The organism is Anaeromyxobacter sp. Red801 (genome assembly GCF_049201065.2).
Taxonomy (GTDB): domain Bacteria; phylum Myxococcota; class Myxococcia; order Myxococcales; family Anaeromyxobacteraceae; genus Anaeromyxobacter.
This window is the reverse complement of the sequence record NZ_CM181236.1, coordinates 1,085,765-1,099,590: the sequence shown is the minus strand read 5'-3', so window position 1 is coordinate 1,099,590 and position 13,826 is coordinate 1,085,765. Positions and strand designations below refer to the sequence as shown.

At 76.6% G+C, this 13,826-nt stretch carries 13 protein-coding genes; 7 read left to right on the top strand and 6 right to left on the bottom strand.

Annotation, left to right across the window (positions count from 1 at the left end):
- Nucleotides 1-8: 8 nt before the first annotated feature.
- Nucleotides 9-1,361, bottom strand: coding sequence for an argininosuccinate synthase (argG, locus tag ACOQFB_RS05040; RefSeq protein ID WP_059436722.1), 1,353 nt, complete (start codon nucleotides 1,359-1,361; stop codon nucleotides 9-11).
- A gap of 542 nt (nucleotides 1,362-1,903) precedes the next feature.
- On the opposite strand from argG, the gene ACOQFB_RS05035 reads away from it, so the two are divergent.
- From ACOQFB_RS05035 to ACOQFB_RS05020, 4 genes are read left to right on the top strand one after another with little or no spacing between them, the layout of a single operon-like run.
- On the top strand, nucleotides 1,904-2,368 hold the full coding sequence (locus tag ACOQFB_RS05035) for a hypothetical protein (RefSeq protein ID WP_059436720.1): 465 nt from the start codon (nucleotides 1,904-1,906) through the stop codon (nucleotides 2,366-2,368).
- An 11-nt stretch (nucleotides 2,369-2,379) separates the two neighbouring features.
- Complete coding sequence (locus ACOQFB_RS05030; RefSeq protein ID WP_059436719.1) at nucleotides 2,380-3,204, top strand: 4Fe-4S dicluster domain-containing protein; 825 nt, start codon at nucleotides 2,380-2,382, stop codon at nucleotides 3,202-3,204.
- Complete coding sequence (nrfD, locus tag ACOQFB_RS05025) at nucleotides 3,204-4,466, top strand: NrfD/PsrC family molybdoenzyme membrane anchor subunit (RefSeq protein WP_059436718.1); 1,263 nt, start codon at nucleotides 3,204-3,206, stop codon at nucleotides 4,464-4,466. The genes ACOQFB_RS05030 and nrfD overlap by 1 nt, the downstream gene beginning before the upstream one ends.
- A 21-nt stretch (nucleotides 4,467-4,487) precedes the next feature.
- On the top strand, nucleotides 4,488-6,209 hold the full coding sequence (locus ACOQFB_RS05020; protein WP_421608839.1) for a hypothetical protein: 1,722 nt from the start codon (nucleotides 4,488-4,490) through the stop codon (nucleotides 6,207-6,209).
- A gap of 56 nt (nucleotides 6,210-6,265) precedes the next feature.
- On the opposite strand, the gene ACOQFB_RS05015 is transcribed toward ACOQFB_RS05020, so the two are convergent.
- Complete coding sequence (locus ACOQFB_RS05015; RefSeq protein ID WP_494492574.1) at nucleotides 6,266-7,120, bottom strand: hypothetical protein; 855 nt, start codon at nucleotides 7,118-7,120, stop codon at nucleotides 6,266-6,268.
- Nucleotides 7,120-8,607, bottom strand: a complete 1,488-nt coding sequence (locus tag ACOQFB_RS05010) for a hypothetical protein (RefSeq protein ID WP_494492479.1) — start codon at nucleotides 8,605-8,607, stop codon at nucleotides 7,120-7,122. Before ACOQFB_RS05010 ends, ACOQFB_RS05015 begins: the two co-directional genes overlap by 1 nt.
- 374 nt (nucleotides 8,608-8,981) lie before the next feature.
- Between ACOQFB_RS05010 and ACOQFB_RS05005 the strand changes: the two genes are divergently transcribed.
- Both ACOQFB_RS05005 and ACOQFB_RS05000 read left to right on the top strand, forming a co-directional pair.
- Nucleotides 8,982-10,352: a sigma-54 interaction domain-containing protein gene (locus tag ACOQFB_RS05005; protein WP_059438730.1), complete on the top strand. Its 1,371-nt coding sequence runs from the start codon at nucleotides 8,982-8,984 to the stop codon at nucleotides 10,350-10,352.
- Nucleotides 10,353-10,519: 167 nt separating this feature from the next.
- The gene (locus tag ACOQFB_RS05000) at nucleotides 10,520-11,134 is read left to right on the top strand and encodes a rubrerythrin family protein (RefSeq protein ID WP_059438729.1); all 615 of its coding nucleotides are present in this window, start codon (nucleotides 10,520-10,522) and stop codon (nucleotides 11,132-11,134) included.
- A gap of 22 nt (nucleotides 11,135-11,156) precedes the next feature.
- On the opposite strand, the gene ACOQFB_RS04995 is transcribed toward ACOQFB_RS05000, so the two are convergent.
- Both ACOQFB_RS04995 and ACOQFB_RS04990 read right to left on the bottom strand, forming a co-directional pair.
- Entirely contained in the window at nucleotides 11,157-11,393 is a 237-nt protein-coding gene (locus tag ACOQFB_RS04995; RefSeq protein WP_059438728.1) for a hypothetical protein, read from the bottom strand.
- A gap of 88 nt (nucleotides 11,394-11,481) precedes the next feature.
- On the bottom strand, nucleotides 11,482-11,814 hold the full coding sequence (locus ACOQFB_RS04990) for an ArsR/SmtB family transcription factor (RefSeq protein WP_059438727.1): 333 nt from the start codon (nucleotides 11,812-11,814) through the stop codon (nucleotides 11,482-11,484).
- Between the two features lie 139 nt (nucleotides 11,815-11,953).
- On the opposite strand from ACOQFB_RS04990, the gene ACOQFB_RS04985 reads away from it, so the two are divergent.
- On the top strand, nucleotides 11,954-12,817 hold the full coding sequence (locus tag ACOQFB_RS04985; protein ID WP_421608837.1) for an SDR family oxidoreductase: 864 nt from the start codon (nucleotides 11,954-11,956) through the stop codon (nucleotides 12,815-12,817).
- Between the two features lies 1 nt (nucleotide 12,818).
- On the opposite strand, the gene ACOQFB_RS04980 is transcribed toward ACOQFB_RS04985, so the two are convergent.
- Nucleotides 12,819-13,802 carry an aldo/keto reductase gene (locus tag ACOQFB_RS04980; RefSeq protein WP_059438725.1) on the bottom strand — a complete coding sequence of 328 codons (984 nt, stop codon included), beginning with the start codon at nucleotides 13,800-13,802 and terminating at the stop codon, nucleotides 12,819-12,821.
- Nucleotides 13,803-13,826: the final 24 nt, after the last annotated feature.

Here is a 13,826-nt window from a genome sequence, read left to right as displayed (position 1 = left end):
GCCGGTGATCACTCGTCGTCGCCGGAGCCGAGGAGCGCGCCGAGGCCGGGGCCGCGGGTGGCGGCGCCGAGCTTCCGGACGGCGTCGAGGTGGTGCAGCAGCAGGTCGCGGTTGTCGCCCACGCTCAGGTTCTGCAGCTCGAGCGCGCCGATGCGGTCCTCCGGCGTGAACGCCGGGTCGGCCACGCGCTCCATCGACAGCTTCTCCGGCGCGTAGCTCATGTACTCGGCGCGGGTCGAGAGGACCGTCCAGTCGTCGCCGCGGCGCAGCTCGACCTTCACCGTGCCGGTGACCGCCGGCGCGATCCAGCGGGTGAGCGCGTCGCGCAGCATGAGCGCCTCGGGGTCGAACCACTTGCCCTCGTAGAGCAGGCGGCCCAGCCGGCGGCCCAGCGTGAAGTACAGGTCGAGCGTGTTCTCGTTGTGGATGGCGGAGAGCAGCCGCTCGTAGCCGAGGTGCAGCAGCGCCATGCCGGGGGCCTCGTAGATGCCCCGGCTCTTCGCGTCGATGACCCGGTTCTCGATCTGGTCGCTCATCCCCAGGCCGTGGCGGCCGCCGATGCGGTTCGCCTCGAGGAACAGCTCGTAGGGCGAGGCGAAGCGCTTGCCGTTCAGCTCGACCGGCTGGCCCTGCTCCCAGGTGATCTCGAGCTCCTCGGGCGCGATCTGGACCTCCGGCTTCCAGTGCGCGACGCCCATGATCGGCTCGACGATGCGCATGCTCGAGTCGAGCCGCTCGAGGTCCTTCGCCTCGTGCGTGGCGCCGAGCACGTTCGCGTCGGTGGAGTAGGCCTTCTCCTTGCCCATCTTGTAGGGCAGGTCCCGGCGCTCCAGGTACTCGCTCATCTCCTTGCGGCCGCCGAACGCGGTCACGAAGGCCTGGTCGAGCCAGGGCTTGTAGATCTTGAGCTGCGGGTCCACCAGGATGCCGTACCGGTAGAACCGCTGGATGTCGTTGCCCTTGTGCGTGGAGCCGTCGCCGAAGACGTGCACGCCGTCCTCGCGCATGGCGCGGACGATGGCGGTGCCGGTCACCGCGCGGCCGAGCGGCGTGGTGTTGAAGTACTTCTTGCCGCCGGAGGACAGGTGGAACGCGCCGCACTGGATGGCGGCGATGCCCTCGCGCACCATGGCCTCGCGGCAGTCCACCAGCCGCGCCTTCGCCGCGCCGTGCTGCAGCGCGATGGGCGGGATGTCGGCCGGGTTCGCCTCGTCGGGCTGGGCGAGGTCCGCGGTGTAGGCGTGGACCGCCATGCCCTGCTCGGACATCCAGGCCACCGCGCAGCGCGTGTCGAGGCCGCCGCTGAACGCGATGCCGATGGCGGTGCCCTTGGGAGGAAGCGACTTGTAGATCCGGCTCATGGGAGGGGCCAAGTAGCAGAAATCCCGGCCGTGTTCCAGCGCGGGGCGGCGGCGGGGCGGCGGGCCCGCCGGAGCGGGCGGGCGGGCGCTCGCGCGTCGTTCACCCACAGTCACCATCCGCGCCGCCGCCTGATCGCCGTCAAATCGCGCCTCCCGCGACGCGGTGCGGCAGCGTCGCGCACCGCCGCGCCGAGAGCGCCCTGGATCCGCGGACCTGCGGCGCGTCCGCCGGCGGCGCGCGGCGCGCCGGCGGACCCGGGGGATTGCCGCGGCATCGCGCCGCATGCTTCGCTTCCGCACATGCCGCCTCGCACCGCGGCCCTGATCGCCGGCCTCCGCAGGATCGTCGCGATCGAGACCCTCCCCCCGGCGCCCCCCCCGGCGCCGCCGCGGTGCGAGCGGCGCAGCCTCCTCGGCCTCCTGTTCCTTCCCGAGCCCCTCCCGCTCGCGCCGCCCCGGCCGCGCCGGCGGGCGCGGTGGCTCGCCTGGCTCTTCCTCCCGGAGCCGCTCGACCGGGAGGGTCCCGAACCGGAGGTGCGGTGATGGAGCACGCACGCCACGTCTTCCGCGCCGCGCTGGTGGTCCTGGTGCTGCTCGCCGGCGTCGGGATCACCCGCGGCTTCCTGGTGCCGCCCACCTACGGGCTCCACGGCCCGTACCGCTGGGCCAACGTGGCGGAGCAGATGAACGCGCGGACGCCGGCCCACCGCGGACCGGCGGCCTGCGGCACCTGCCACGAGGACGAGCTGCGCCGTCGCGCGGCCGGCGCGCACCGCGCGGTGAGCTGCGAGATCTGCCACGGGCCGCTCCTCGCCCACGTCGCGGCCGACGGGCGCACGACCGCGCCGGCGGTGGACCGCTCCCCCGCGCTGTGCGCCCGCTGCCACCGCAAGGTGCTCGGCCGGCCCGCCGCCTTCCCGCAGGTGGTGCTCGAGGAGCACGTCTCCGGCCCGCTCGACGCCGGCGCCTGCCTCGCCTGTCACGACCCGCACGCTCCCACGCCGTAGCGGAGGCGATCATGGACGAACGCACGCCGTGCCCCGCGCCGACCGGAGGGCCCTCGACCCCGCGCGTCCTCGGCCGCCGCGCGTTCCTGGAGGACGTCCTCATCCTCTCCGGCGGGGCGGTGGCGTTCCTCGCCGGCGCCACCGCGGCGGCGCCCGCGGCGGCGGCGGAGGGCGCGGCCGGCGCGTCGCCGCTCGCCGAGGGCTACCAGCCCTGGGAGCACCGCTGGGCCTACCTGGTGGATCCCGAGAAGTGCATCGGCTGCGGCTCCTGCGTGCGGGCGTGCAGCGCCGAGAACCACGTGCCCGACGGCTTCTTCCGGACCTGGGTCGAGCGCTACGTCACCGGCATGGACGGGACCAGCGTGGACTCGCCGAACGGCGGCAAGGACGGCTTCCCGGCGCTCCAGGTCGCGTTCGTCGCGACGAAGTCCTTCTTCGTGCCGAAGATGTGCAACCACTGCCGCGAGACCCCCTGCATCCAGGTCTGCCCGGTGGGCGCCTCCTATCGCACGCCCGACGGCGTGGTGCTGGTGGACGGCGAGCGCTGCATCGGGTGCGCGTACTGCGTCCAGGCCTGCCCGTTCGGCAGCCGCTTCCTCTCGCCGGAGACGCACACGGCCGAGAAGTGCACCTGGTGCTACCACCGCATCAGCCGCGGGCTGCGCCCCGCCTGCGTCGAGGTCTGCCCCACCGGCGCGCGCGCGTTCGGCGACCTGCGGCGCGAGGGCGACCCGGTGCGCCACGCCATCGAGCACGACCGCGTCGCGGTGCTGCAGCCGCACCTGCGCACGGAGCCGCAGTGCTTCTACCTCCACCTCGACGGGGAGGTGCGGTGATGCCCCAGATCAGCGGCTTCGCGTTCCCGAACGACGTCCACGTGTGGTGGAGCCTGATGATCGTGATGTACCCGTACATCACGGGCTTCGTGGCGGGCGCGTTCATCGTGACCAGCCTGTTCCACCTGTTCGGCCGCACCGAGCTCCGGCCGGTGGCGCGCCTCGCCATGGCGACGTCGTTCTCGTTCCTGCTGGTGGCGTCGCTGCCGCTCCAGCTCCACCTCGGCCACCCGGAGCGCGGCCCGCTCGTGCTGGTCACGCCCCACTTCACCTCGGCCATGGCCGGCTTCGGGATGCTGTACGGCGGCTACCTGCTCGTCCTCGCGCTCGAGGTCTGGTTCGTCTGGCGGCGCGAGATCATCGACCGCGCCCGCCGCAGCCGCGGGGCGGCGCGCGCGTTCTACGCGACGCTCGCGCTCGGCACCTACGACACCGGCCCGGAGGCGCTGGCGGTGGACCACCGCGCCATCGCGGTGCTGGCCGGCATCGGCCTCCCCGGCGCCTGCATGCTCCATGGCTACGTGGGGTTCATCTTCGGCGCCATCAAGGCGAACCCGTGGTGGTCCACGCCGCTCATGCCCATCATCTTCCTGGTCTCGGCGGCGGTGTCGGGCATCGCGCTGCTGCTCGTGCTCTACCAGGCGGTCTCGAAGCTCCGCGGCCGGCCCGCGGACCAGCCCTGCGTCTCCTCCCTGGCGCGCTGGCTGTGGCTGTTCCTCATCCTCACGCTGTCGCTGGAGCTGCTCGAGATCCTGGTGATGGCCTACGAGCGCTCCGACTCGTGGCTGATCATCTCGGAGCTCATCACCACCCGGCTCGAGCTCTCCTACGTGACGGTCCAGATGATCGTGGGCGGGCTCATCCCGGTCATCCTGCTCGCGGTGGTGGTGCTGATGAACCGCTACCTGCACGCGCGCGTCCGCAACACGCTCTCCACCGTGGCGGCGCTGCTGTGCCTGCTGCAGGTGTTCTCGATGCGCTGGAACATCGTGATCGGCGGGCAGCTCCTCTCGAAGTCGCTGCGCGGGCTGCGCTCGCACTACGAGCCGGAGCTGTTCGGGCGCGAGGGCGTGCTCATGGCCCTCGCGCTGGTGCTCGCGCCGTTCGCGATCCTGTGGGTGTTCGACCGCGTGCTCGGGATCGACCCGCCCGGCGAGGCCGAGGCGGGGGCCGCCGGGGCCGGGGCCGCCGCGCACGCGACCCCGGCCGCGCCGGAGGGAGCCGCGGCCGCCGGGACCGGGCTGGGAGACGTTCACACTTAGCGAACGACGTGGAGGCGGGCCATGACGGACGGCGCGCCGGGGACGATCGAGGCGAGGTTGCAGGCGCTCACCGCGGCGGTCGAGCGGCTGGAGCGGCGGGTGGGCGCGCTGGAGGGCCAGGCGATCGCGCCGCGGAGCGCGCCCGCGCGGGCCGCCGGGGACGGCGCGACCGGGCGCGGGCCGGCCGCCGACGCGGCCGCGCTCGCCGGCGGGCTGACCCTGGCCGGCCGCAGCTTCCTGGTGCTGGCGGGCGCGTTCGTGCTGCGGGCCGTCACCGACGCCGGCCGGCTCCCGCCCTGGCTCGGGGTGGGCCTGGGGCTGGCGCTCGCGCTGGCGCTGCTCGCGCTCGGCGACCGCGCCGGGCGCGGCGCGGCCGCGGGCGGGCCGGCCCGGGCGAGCGCCATCGCCCACGGCCTCACCGCTGCGCTGGTGGGGTTCCCGCTCGTGTTCGAGGCGGCCACCCGCTTCCGGCTGCTCGGCCCCGGTGCGGCGGCCCTCGCGCTGGCGGCGCTCGCCGGCCCGGCGCTGGCGGTCTCGGCCCGCCGCCGCCTGCCCGCGCTCGCCTGGATCGCGGCGCTCGGCGCGCTCGGGACCGCGCTCGCGCTCGCCGCTGCCTCCGGCCGGTTCGCGCCGGCGACCGTGGTGCTCGTCGCGGTGGGGACCGCCACGCTGTGGATGGGCTACGTGCTCGACTGGTACGGCCCGCGCTGGCCGGTGGCGGTCGCCGCCGATCTGGCGGCGCTGGCGCTCGCGGTGCGCGCCGCCCGCGGCGCCGAGGACGCCGGGACCGCGCTGCTCGTCCTCGGGATCCTGCTCGCCGCGTACCTCGGCAGCGTCGCCGTCCGGACGCTGGTGCTGCAGCGGGCGGTGGTGCCGTTCGAGGTGTTCCAGGCGGCCGCCGCGCTCGCGGTGGGCCTGGGCGGCGCGGCGCTGCTCGACGCGCGGGCGGAGGGCGGCGCGGCCGGCTTCGGCGTGGCGGCGCTCCTGCTCGCGTCGGGCGCCTACGGCGTCGCGTTCGCGTTCGCCGACCGGCGCGACGCGGCCCGGGCCAACTTCCGCTTCTACGCCGGCGTGGCGCTGCTGCTCGCGCTCTGCGGCAGCGGGCTGCTCCTCGCCGGCGCCGCGCGGGCCATCGCCTGGGCCGCGCTGGGCCTGGGCGCGGCGCTGCTCGCCCGGCGGCTCCGCCGGACCACGCTCGCGGTCCACGCGGCGCTGGCGGCCGCCGCGGCCGCGCTCGCCGGCGGGCTCGTCACCGGGGCCGCGGTGGCGCTGGCCGGGCCGGCCGAGCCGCCCGGGGCGGCGGCGCTGGCGGTGCTCGCGCTCGTCCTCGCGACGGCCTGGCGCTGCGCCGGCGCGGTGGGGCGCGCCACGCGCGCCGAGCGGGCGCCGCAGCTCGTGCTGGTGGGGGTGGCGGCGGCCGGGCTGTGCGGCGCCGCCGTGGGCCTCGCCGCGCCGGCGCTCGCCGGATCGCCGGCGGGCCTGTCCGCGGCGCGCACCGCGGCGCTCGTCGCGGGGGTGCTCGCGCTGGCGGCGCTGGGCCGCCGGCCGGAGTGGCTGGAGGCGTCCTGGCTCACCTACCCGGTGCTGGCCGTCGCCGGGTTGCAGCTGCTCGTGGACGCGGTCCCGCACGGCCGGCCGGCCACGCTGGTGCCCGCGTTCGCGCTGTTCGGGCTGGCGCTCCTGGCCGTGCCGCGCCTGCGCCGGCCGCGCGCCGCGCCGGCGGCGACGGCGAGGGTGCGGTGACGGCGGGCCGCGGCCCCGGACGCACCGGGACCGCGGCCCTCCCCCTCACCCGCGCGCTACGGACAGCCGACCGGCCGGGTGGCGGCGCCCTGGTACAGCTCGCACACCGGGACGCGCGCGCCCGGAGCGTGGCAATCCATGCACGCCGAGATCGCCTGCGCCCGCGGCGCCACCTCGTGGTTCACGTTCATGAACATCTCGGTGTAGCCCCAGCGCCAGTCCACGCCGCGGACGAGCGCGCGGAAGACGCGCACCGGCTGCGTCGAGACCACCGGCGCGGCCGGGGGCGGCAGCGCCGCCTCGTGCCAGCGGAGCGTGTTCGCGTCCACCACCGTGACGGCCTTGATGCCGGGCGCGAACCCGGCGTCCGGCGTCATGACGTTGTAGGTGCCGGGGGCGAGCCCGTGCCCGGGCGCGTCGAGCGTCACGTCGCCGGCGGCGTCGCGCGTGGCGTGGCCGGCGGCCACCGTGACGAGCGCCGGGAGCTGGCCGGCCGTCGCGGCGCCGAACGAGACGACGTCGTTCCACATGGCGTCGAGGAACGCCGCGTAGGTGGCGTGGTCGCCGTACCTCGGCCCGGTCGGCTCGGCCGAGGTGGCCGGGATGACCGGGATCGACGCGCCCGCCGTCGTCGGATCGGGCTTCACGCCCCACAGCGACCACTGGCCGAACACGTGCGGCACGATCGCGAACGAGCCGTCGATCATGACCGGCTGCCGGCCCTGCATGTGCTTGAACGGGGTGATGCGCGCGCCGGCGTCGCCGAGCCGGGCGGCGGGCTCGGACAGCGCGATGGGGGCGGCCGCCGCCTGCCCGTCGGCGGGATCGAACGAGGCCAGGGCGCCCGAGATGGTGGCGTGGCGGGCGGTGCCGTCGTACCAGCGGTACGCAGGCTTCACGTCCTTCTCCATCACGAACACGCCCTTTGCCAGTTGTAGTCCACCTCCACGCCGTCGATGACCGCCTTGGAGGTGCCGAACGCCGCGCTGGCCGGGTTGGTGACGCACGCGTCCACGATGGCCTGCGGCGCCCCGGGGTACCTGCAGTCCTTGTAGCCGGCCTGCGCCCAGTTCCAGTTCGTCTTGGTGGCGAGCTGCCGCGAGAACGCCGGCACGTGGCAGGTCTGGCAGGCGAGCGCGGCGAGGTGCTTCGCGGTGTGGATGGGCGCGGTGGGCGCGTGGCAGTCGGCGCAGGCGAGCGGCGCCTCCTCCACCATGGCGACGGAGAGCCCGGTGCCCTTCATCCGGTCGTGGCGGAAACCGTCGCCGGCGTGGCAGTCCACGCACAGCGTGGGCGCGCCGGCGTTCGCCGAGCCCATGTGCACGTCCACCTCCGGACCGACCGGGACCGCCAGCGACGAGGCGAGGTCGCCCATCTTCACGTTGTCGCCGCCGCCCGCGTAGAAGTGGCACTTGCCGCAGTTGTCGCGGCCGGGCCGGCGCACCGAGCGCGCGGCCTGGAGCAGGACGTCGGAGAGCTTCGCCGCGTACTCCGGCGAGCCGGGCGCGACGCAGGTCGGGCCGCCGGCGAGCGGCAGGCACACCTGCGCGGCGGTGCAGGCCGGGGTGCAGCCGGACGCGGGCTTCACGTCGGCGATGCCGAAGTTCTTCTGCGCCTTCACGTAGCCGGTCGCCAGGTCGGCGTGGCAGACGAGGCAGTCCACGCGGCCGGCGTCGGGCGCGAGCTGGTAGGCGAGCTTCTTCTGCGCGGGGTCGCCGTAGCCGGCGTGGCACTCGCCGCAGCGCCCCTCGTTGCTGGGCACGGCCACGCAGAAGTCGTTGATGAGCCCCTTCTTGCCGATGGTCCCGTCGTCCACCGGGTTGCCGGCGGCGTCGCGGAGGCCCGGCGTCGGGCCGGCCCAGCGGAAGTGGGCCGAGGCCAGCATCTCCTCGCCGGCGCCGGCGTGGCAGGTGAGGCACTCGGCGGTGACCTCCTCACCCTTCGTGAACGGGCCGGTGAGCCAGGCCGCGTGGATGTTCGTGATCTCGCAGCGCAGCGCGGTGGCGTTCCAGGCCTGGCCCGGGCCGCAGAGGGAGGCCGTGGCCTCGCACCGCTGCGCGCCGGCGTTCCACGCCTGCCCGGCGCCGCACACGCCGACGCACGCGGCCGCGCCGCCGGCCGCGATGCACACCTGATCCTGCGCGCACCCGGCGGCGCAGGCGCTGGAGAGGAGCGGCACGCAGCTCGCCGACGCGCCGGCGCCCTGGCACACGGTCCCGGCGTCGCAGGCGGGGCTGCAGGCCTCCACCGCGACGCACGCGCCGCCCACGCAGGCGGCGCCCTCGCCGCAGAAGTCCTGGCACTTCTTGTCGTCGCTCGACGAGCAGGCGGCCAGCCCGGCGGCCGCGGCGAGCGCGGCGGCCAGGGCGAGGCCCCGGATGGAAACGGTTCGGATCAAGACGTTCTCCTCGGAACGGGGTTCACCGCCGGTGGCGGCGCGCCGCGCGCCCGCGGGCGGGCGGCGCGGGGCCGGTGAGCAACGCGCGTGCCCCGCCGGGCGCCGCGCCGCGCCCTGCGCGCTTCCGTCCACGTCCCGAGCCGTCCCGGGCGGATGGCGCGGCCGCCCGCGGGGCGCCGTCGCGCCGGGCGTTCACGCGTGAACGTCTCCCGTCTCGTTCGCGCCGGCGCCCGTGAACGCCCGCCCGCCGCGCCGGCGACGCGGGCCGGAATCCCCCGGGATCCGGCCCTGCGGCCATCTGCCGCAGCCCTGGGCGGAACCCACGACGGGGCGCGCGGCTCCGACCCGGCGTTCACGTGAACGCCGGAGGAGACGTGTCCCCGCCCAGCGCCGCCCCCCTCCCGTTCCTCGGCCTCGGCAGCGAGGACGCGCTCCACGCCGTCGCCGACGCGCTCCCCGACGGCCTGTTCACCACCGACGCCGCGGGGCGCATCACCTTCTGGAACCGCGCCGCGGAGCGGATCACCGGGTGGTCGCCCGGCGAGGCGGTCGGGCGCGACTGCTCGCTGCTGGCCGGCGACCCGGTGCACGGCTGCGCCTGCGGCGAGGGCCCCATCCGCTGCGGCATGGCCGAGCGCGAGCGCACCTCCAAGACCTGCTCGGTGCGCACGCGCGACGGCCGCCTGCTCGTCATCGTGAAGAGCGCCGTCCCGCTGCTCGCGCCCGACGGCGCCGCGGTGGGCGCGCTCGAGTCCTTCAGCCCGGTGGACCCGGTGCCCGCCGGGCGCCGGCAGGACCCGTGCGCGCGACCGCAGGCCTCGGGGCTGCTCGGGCGCGGGGCGGCGATGGAGGAGCTGCGCCGGATGATCGCCCTGGTGGCGCGCTCCGACGCGACCGTGATGCTCCACGGCGAGAGCGGCTCGGGCAAGGAGCGGGTGGCCGAGGCCATCCACGCCGGCAGCGCCCGGGCCGCCGGCCCGTTCGTGCGCGTGAACTGCTCCGCGCTCAACGAGAACCTGCTGGAGAGCGAGCTGTTCGGGCACGTGCGCGGCGCGTTCACCGGCGCGCTGCGCGACCGGCGCGGCCGCTTCCAGGAGGCGGACGGCGGCACGCTGCTGCTGGACGAGATCGGCGACATCTCGCCGGTGGTGCAGGTCAAGCTCCTGCGCGTCATCGAGCAGCGCCAGATCGAGCGCGTGGGCGACTCCGCGCCGGTCCCGGTGGACGTGCGCATCGTGTGCGCCACCCACCGCGACCTGCGCGCGCTGGTGGACGCGGGCCGCTTCCGCGCCGACCTGTACTTCCGCCTGGCGGTGTTCCCGCTGCGCGTCCCGCCGCTGCGCGAGCACGTCGAGGACCTGCCCGAGATCGCCGCCGCGTTCCTGGAGCGCCACGCGCCGGCGTCCGGCGGGCGGCCGCGCGCCCTCTCCGCGGCCGCGGTGGCGACGCTGTCCGCCTGCACCTGGCCCGGCAACGTGCGCGAGCTCCAGAACGTGCTCGAGTTCGCGGCGCTGCAGGCGGGCGACGGCGACATCGGCCTGGAGCACCTCCCCGCCGAGCTGCGCGGGGCCTGCGCGCCGCCGGCCCGCCGCCCCGGCGCGATGCCGGGGCCGGAGGAGATCCGGGCCGCGCTGGAGGCCTGCGGGGGGCGCCGGGCGGAGGCCGCTCGGCGGCTGGGCATCTCGCGCGGGACGCTCTGGAAGCGGATGCGGGCGCTGGCGCTCGGCCCACCCGAGCCGGGCTAGGCTCGTCCCCGGGGGCCTCCTCCGGCATCCGCCGGCCGCGCGCCGGCAAGCTCCCGATCTCGCAGGGCACCCGGCCATGCGTCATGCGCCGGATGGCGCCGCCGCGCGGGTCCTCCCATGGTGACCGTCGCCCCGGGCTGGTCCGGGAGGCGCGACGGAGGCTCACGATGAGGACGATGGCGATCGCGGTCGGGACGTGTGTGCTGCTGCTCGCGGGAGGGGCGCTCGGCGCCGAGCCCTCCCCCACGCAGGCGAACCTCCAGGCGGCGCACCAGCGCGACCTCGACGCGCACGCCCGGTACCAGGCGTTCGCCGCCGCCGCCGACCGCGAGGGTTACCCGGCCGCGGCGACGCTGTTCCGGGCGGCCGCGCGCTCCGAGCAGATCCGGGCGGAGCTGCACGCGGCGGCGCTCCGCCGCCTGGGCGGCTCGGTCACGACGGCCGCGGCCGCGGTGGGGACGGTGCGAGACACCCCGTTCAACCTGCGCGCGATGCTGTCGCACGAGAGCGCCGAGCGGTTCGGGTCCTACCCGCGCGCGGTCCGGCAGGCGCGCCGCGAGGGGCTGGCGGAGGCGGCGCTCGGCTTCACGCTGGCGCACGCGGTGGAGCGGGAGCTGGTGGCGCTCTACCAGGACGCGGTGGGCCGGCTCGACCAGCTCCGCGCTCCCGCCGAGCCGCTCCACGTCTGCCGCACGTGCGGGCACGTGGCGCGCGGCGCCCAGCCGCCGGAGACGTGCCCGGTGTCGCTCTCGCCCGCCGAGGCGTTCGAGCGCGTCCCGTAGCGCGTCCGGCGGCGGGCTCGGCTCAGGCGGCGAGCGGGACCAGCGGCGGCTGGAGGTCGCCGGGATCCACCCCGACGAGCTCGCCCGCCTCCTCCGGCGTGAGGCAGCGCTCGGCGACGAGCATGCGCCCGGCGAGCGCCCGGGCCGCGCGGGCGCGGCGGGCGTCGCGGACCAGCAGCGAGGCGTGCAGCGCGCGGCGCGCGTCCGCGGGGATGGCGTTCTCGACCAGCAACATGGGAACGAGGGACCAGGTGTTCATCGGCACCCCCGCTACTTAATTCGACGCCCGTCGATTTTCATCCGAAAGCGGGCGGGGGCGCCGGGGTCCCGCGATGGGCGGCCGGAGATCAGGCGCCGCGCGCCCGCGATTCCGCGGGCTTGCGCGGTGGCGGGGGCGCAAGGGTGCGAGTCCGCAGCTCCTCCAGGTACGCCTCCATCACGTCGCGCCGGAGCCGGAAGTACGCGAAGTGCCCCTCCCGGCGGCGCTCCAGCAGCTGCGCGCCGACCAGCTCCTTCAGGTGGTGCGAGACGGTGGACTGGCAGAGGGCGACGCCCTCCACCAGCTGCGAGCACGCCACCTCGCCCTCGGCGGCGGCGCGGCGGAGGATCTCGCAGCGCTGCGGGTCGGCGAGCGCCCGCGCGATGCTGCAGAACTCGTCGTCGGTGAGCTGGACGGGCATGGAGAGGCTCCTGGCGGGCCTTCGATAGCCGTCGATGCGCGCCGCGTCAAGGGCGGCCGTTCCGCGCCGGGCGAACGGTGCCGCGGCCCGGTATGCAAGGCCCGATTCCCGGGCGCCCCGCGCCCGAAGGAGAGATCCCGTGATCGCCATCACCGCCGCCTCCGGACACCTCGGCCACCGGGCCGTCGAGGCCTTGCTGAAGCGCGTCCCCGCCGCCGGGCTGGTGGCGCTGGTCCGCCACCCCGAGCGGGCGGGCGACCTCGCCGCCCTCGGGCTGCAGGTCCGCGAGGGCGACTACGACCGCCCGGAGACGCTCGCGCCCGCGCTCGCCGGCGTCGAGAAGCTCCTGTTCATCTCCGGCAGCGAGGTCGGCCGGCGGGTGCCGCAGCACCGCGCGGTCGTGGACGCCGCCCGGCGCGCCGGCGTCCGCCTGGTCGCGTACACGAGCATCCTGCACGCCGACACCTCGCGCGTGCTGCTCGCGACGGAGCACCGCGAGACCGAGGCCCTGCTCCGCGCCTCCGGCGTGCCGTACGTGCTGCTCCGCAACGGCTGGTACCTCGAGAACTACACCGAGCACCTGGCGCCGGCGCTGGCGCACGGGGCGATCGCGGGCTCCGCCGGGAACGGCCGGATCGCCGCGGCGTCGCGCGCCGACTACGCGGAGGCCGCGGCCGCGGTGCTCACCGGCACCGGCCACGAGCACCGGGTGTACGAGCTGGCCGGCACGCCGTTCACCATGGCCGACCTCGCCGCGGAGGTCTCGCGCCAGGCCGGCAAGCCCGTCGCCTACCGCGACCTGCCGCCGGCCGAGTACCGGGCGGTGCTGGTCGGCGCCGGCCTCCCGGGCCCGTACGCCGACGCGCTGGTGGACGCCGACCTGGGCGTCGCCCGGGGCGAGCTCGACGACGCGAGCGGCGAGCTCCAGCGGCTGATCGGGCGGCCGAGCACGCCGCTCGCGAGCGCGGTGGCGGCGGCGCTGGCGGCGCTGCCCGCCCCGTAGCCTACGTCCAGGCCAGGGTGGCGCGCCGGGCCCAGTAGCGGGCCGGCGGCTCGACCAGCGCGGCGAGCCGCTCCTGGGCCTCGGCGCTGGGCTGCAGCTCGAGCGCGCGCAGGTTGGAGCGGAGCTGGTCCACGGTGGCGGCGCCGAGCAGCACCAGGTCCGCCCACGGGCGGGCCAGCGCGGCGGCGAGCGCGAGCGCGTCCGGCGTGGTCCCGACGTCGCGCGCCACGCGCGCGAGCGGCCCGTCGGCCCCGGCGTCGCCGCGCGGCCCGAGCCGGCCGTTCGCGAGCGGCTCCTTCACGATCACCAGCCGGCCGGACGCGTGCGCCTCGCCGAGCACGGCCTCGCAGGAGCGCTCGAGCAGGTTCCAGGTGCCCTGCACCGCGGTGAACAGCGGCCGGCCGCCGCGCTCCACGCCGAGCGCGCGCGCGGCCGCCTCGGCCTGCCCCGGCCCGCTCACGGTCACCCCGATGCGCAGCCCGCCGTCGCGCAGCCGGGCCAGCTCGTCCAGCACCGCGCCGTCGCCGAGCACCGGGCCGTCCGCGGTCACCGAGTGGATCTGGTACAGCGAGAGCAGCGGGCCGAGCGCCTCGACCGACTCGGCGTGCTGGCGCCGCAGCGCCTCCAGCGAGTGGTCCTTCACCTCGTGCTTCTCGGCGTCCACCCGCCAGCCGCCCACGTAGCGGTACCCCCACTTCGACGACACGGTGACGTCGCCGGGGCCGAGCCCGCGGGCGTCCGCCCAGGCGCGCAGGAACGCCTCGCCGGCGCCGTAGGAGCGGGCCGCGTCGAGGTGGCGGATCCCGGCGTCGTACGCCGCGTCGAGCACCGCGTGCGCGTGGCGGCGGAGCTGCTCGGGCGAGCGGCCCTCGGGGAAGTCGGTGCCGTGTCCGATGGTGTGGTAGGCGGGGCGGCCCAGCGCGGCCATCCCCAGCCCGAGCCGGCGGACGGCCGGCGCCGTCCGCGGGGGTTGCGGGATCTCCATGCCGTCCTTCTAGCAGGGATCCCG

What these genes read in the sequence shown, in the direction of transcription:
- argG (WP_059436722.1), bottom strand. Translation starts at nt 1,361, where the DNA reads ATGAGCCGGATCTACAAGTCGCTTCCTCCCAAGGGCACCGCCATCGGC.
- ACOQFB_RS05035 (WP_059436720.1), top strand. Translation starts at nt 1,904, where the DNA reads ATGGAGCACGCACGCCACGTCTTCCGCGCCGCGCTGGTGGTCCTGGTG.
- ACOQFB_RS05030 (WP_059436719.1), top strand. Translation starts at nt 2,380, where the DNA reads ATGGACGAACGCACGCCGTGCCCCGCGCCGACCGGAGGGCCCTCGACC.
- nrfD (WP_059436718.1), top strand. Translation starts at nt 3,204, where the DNA reads ATGCCCCAGATCAGCGGCTTCGCGTTCCCGAACGACGTCCACGTGTGG.
- ACOQFB_RS05020 (WP_421608839.1), top strand. Translation starts at nt 4,488, where the DNA reads ATGACGGACGGCGCGCCGGGGACGATCGAGGCGAGGTTGCAGGCGCTC.
- ACOQFB_RS05015 (WP_494492574.1), bottom strand. Translation starts at nt 7,120, where the DNA reads ATGGAGAAGGACGTGAAGCCTGCGTACCGCTGGTACGACGGCACCGCC.
- ACOQFB_RS05000 (WP_059438729.1), top strand. Translation starts at nt 10,520, where the DNA reads ATGAGGACGATGGCGATCGCGGTCGGGACGTGTGTGCTGCTGCTCGCG.
- ACOQFB_RS04995 (WP_059438728.1), bottom strand. Translation starts at nt 11,393, where the DNA reads ATGAACACCTGGTCCCTCGTTCCCATGTTGCTGGTCGAGAACGCCATC.
- ACOQFB_RS04990 (WP_059438727.1), bottom strand. Translation starts at nt 11,814, where the DNA reads ATGCCCGTCCAGCTCACCGACGACGAGTTCTGCAGCATCGCGCGGGCG.
- ACOQFB_RS04980 (WP_059438725.1), bottom strand. Translation starts at nt 13,802, where the DNA reads ATGGAGATCCCGCAACCCCCGCGGACGGCGCCGGCCGTCCGCCGGCTC.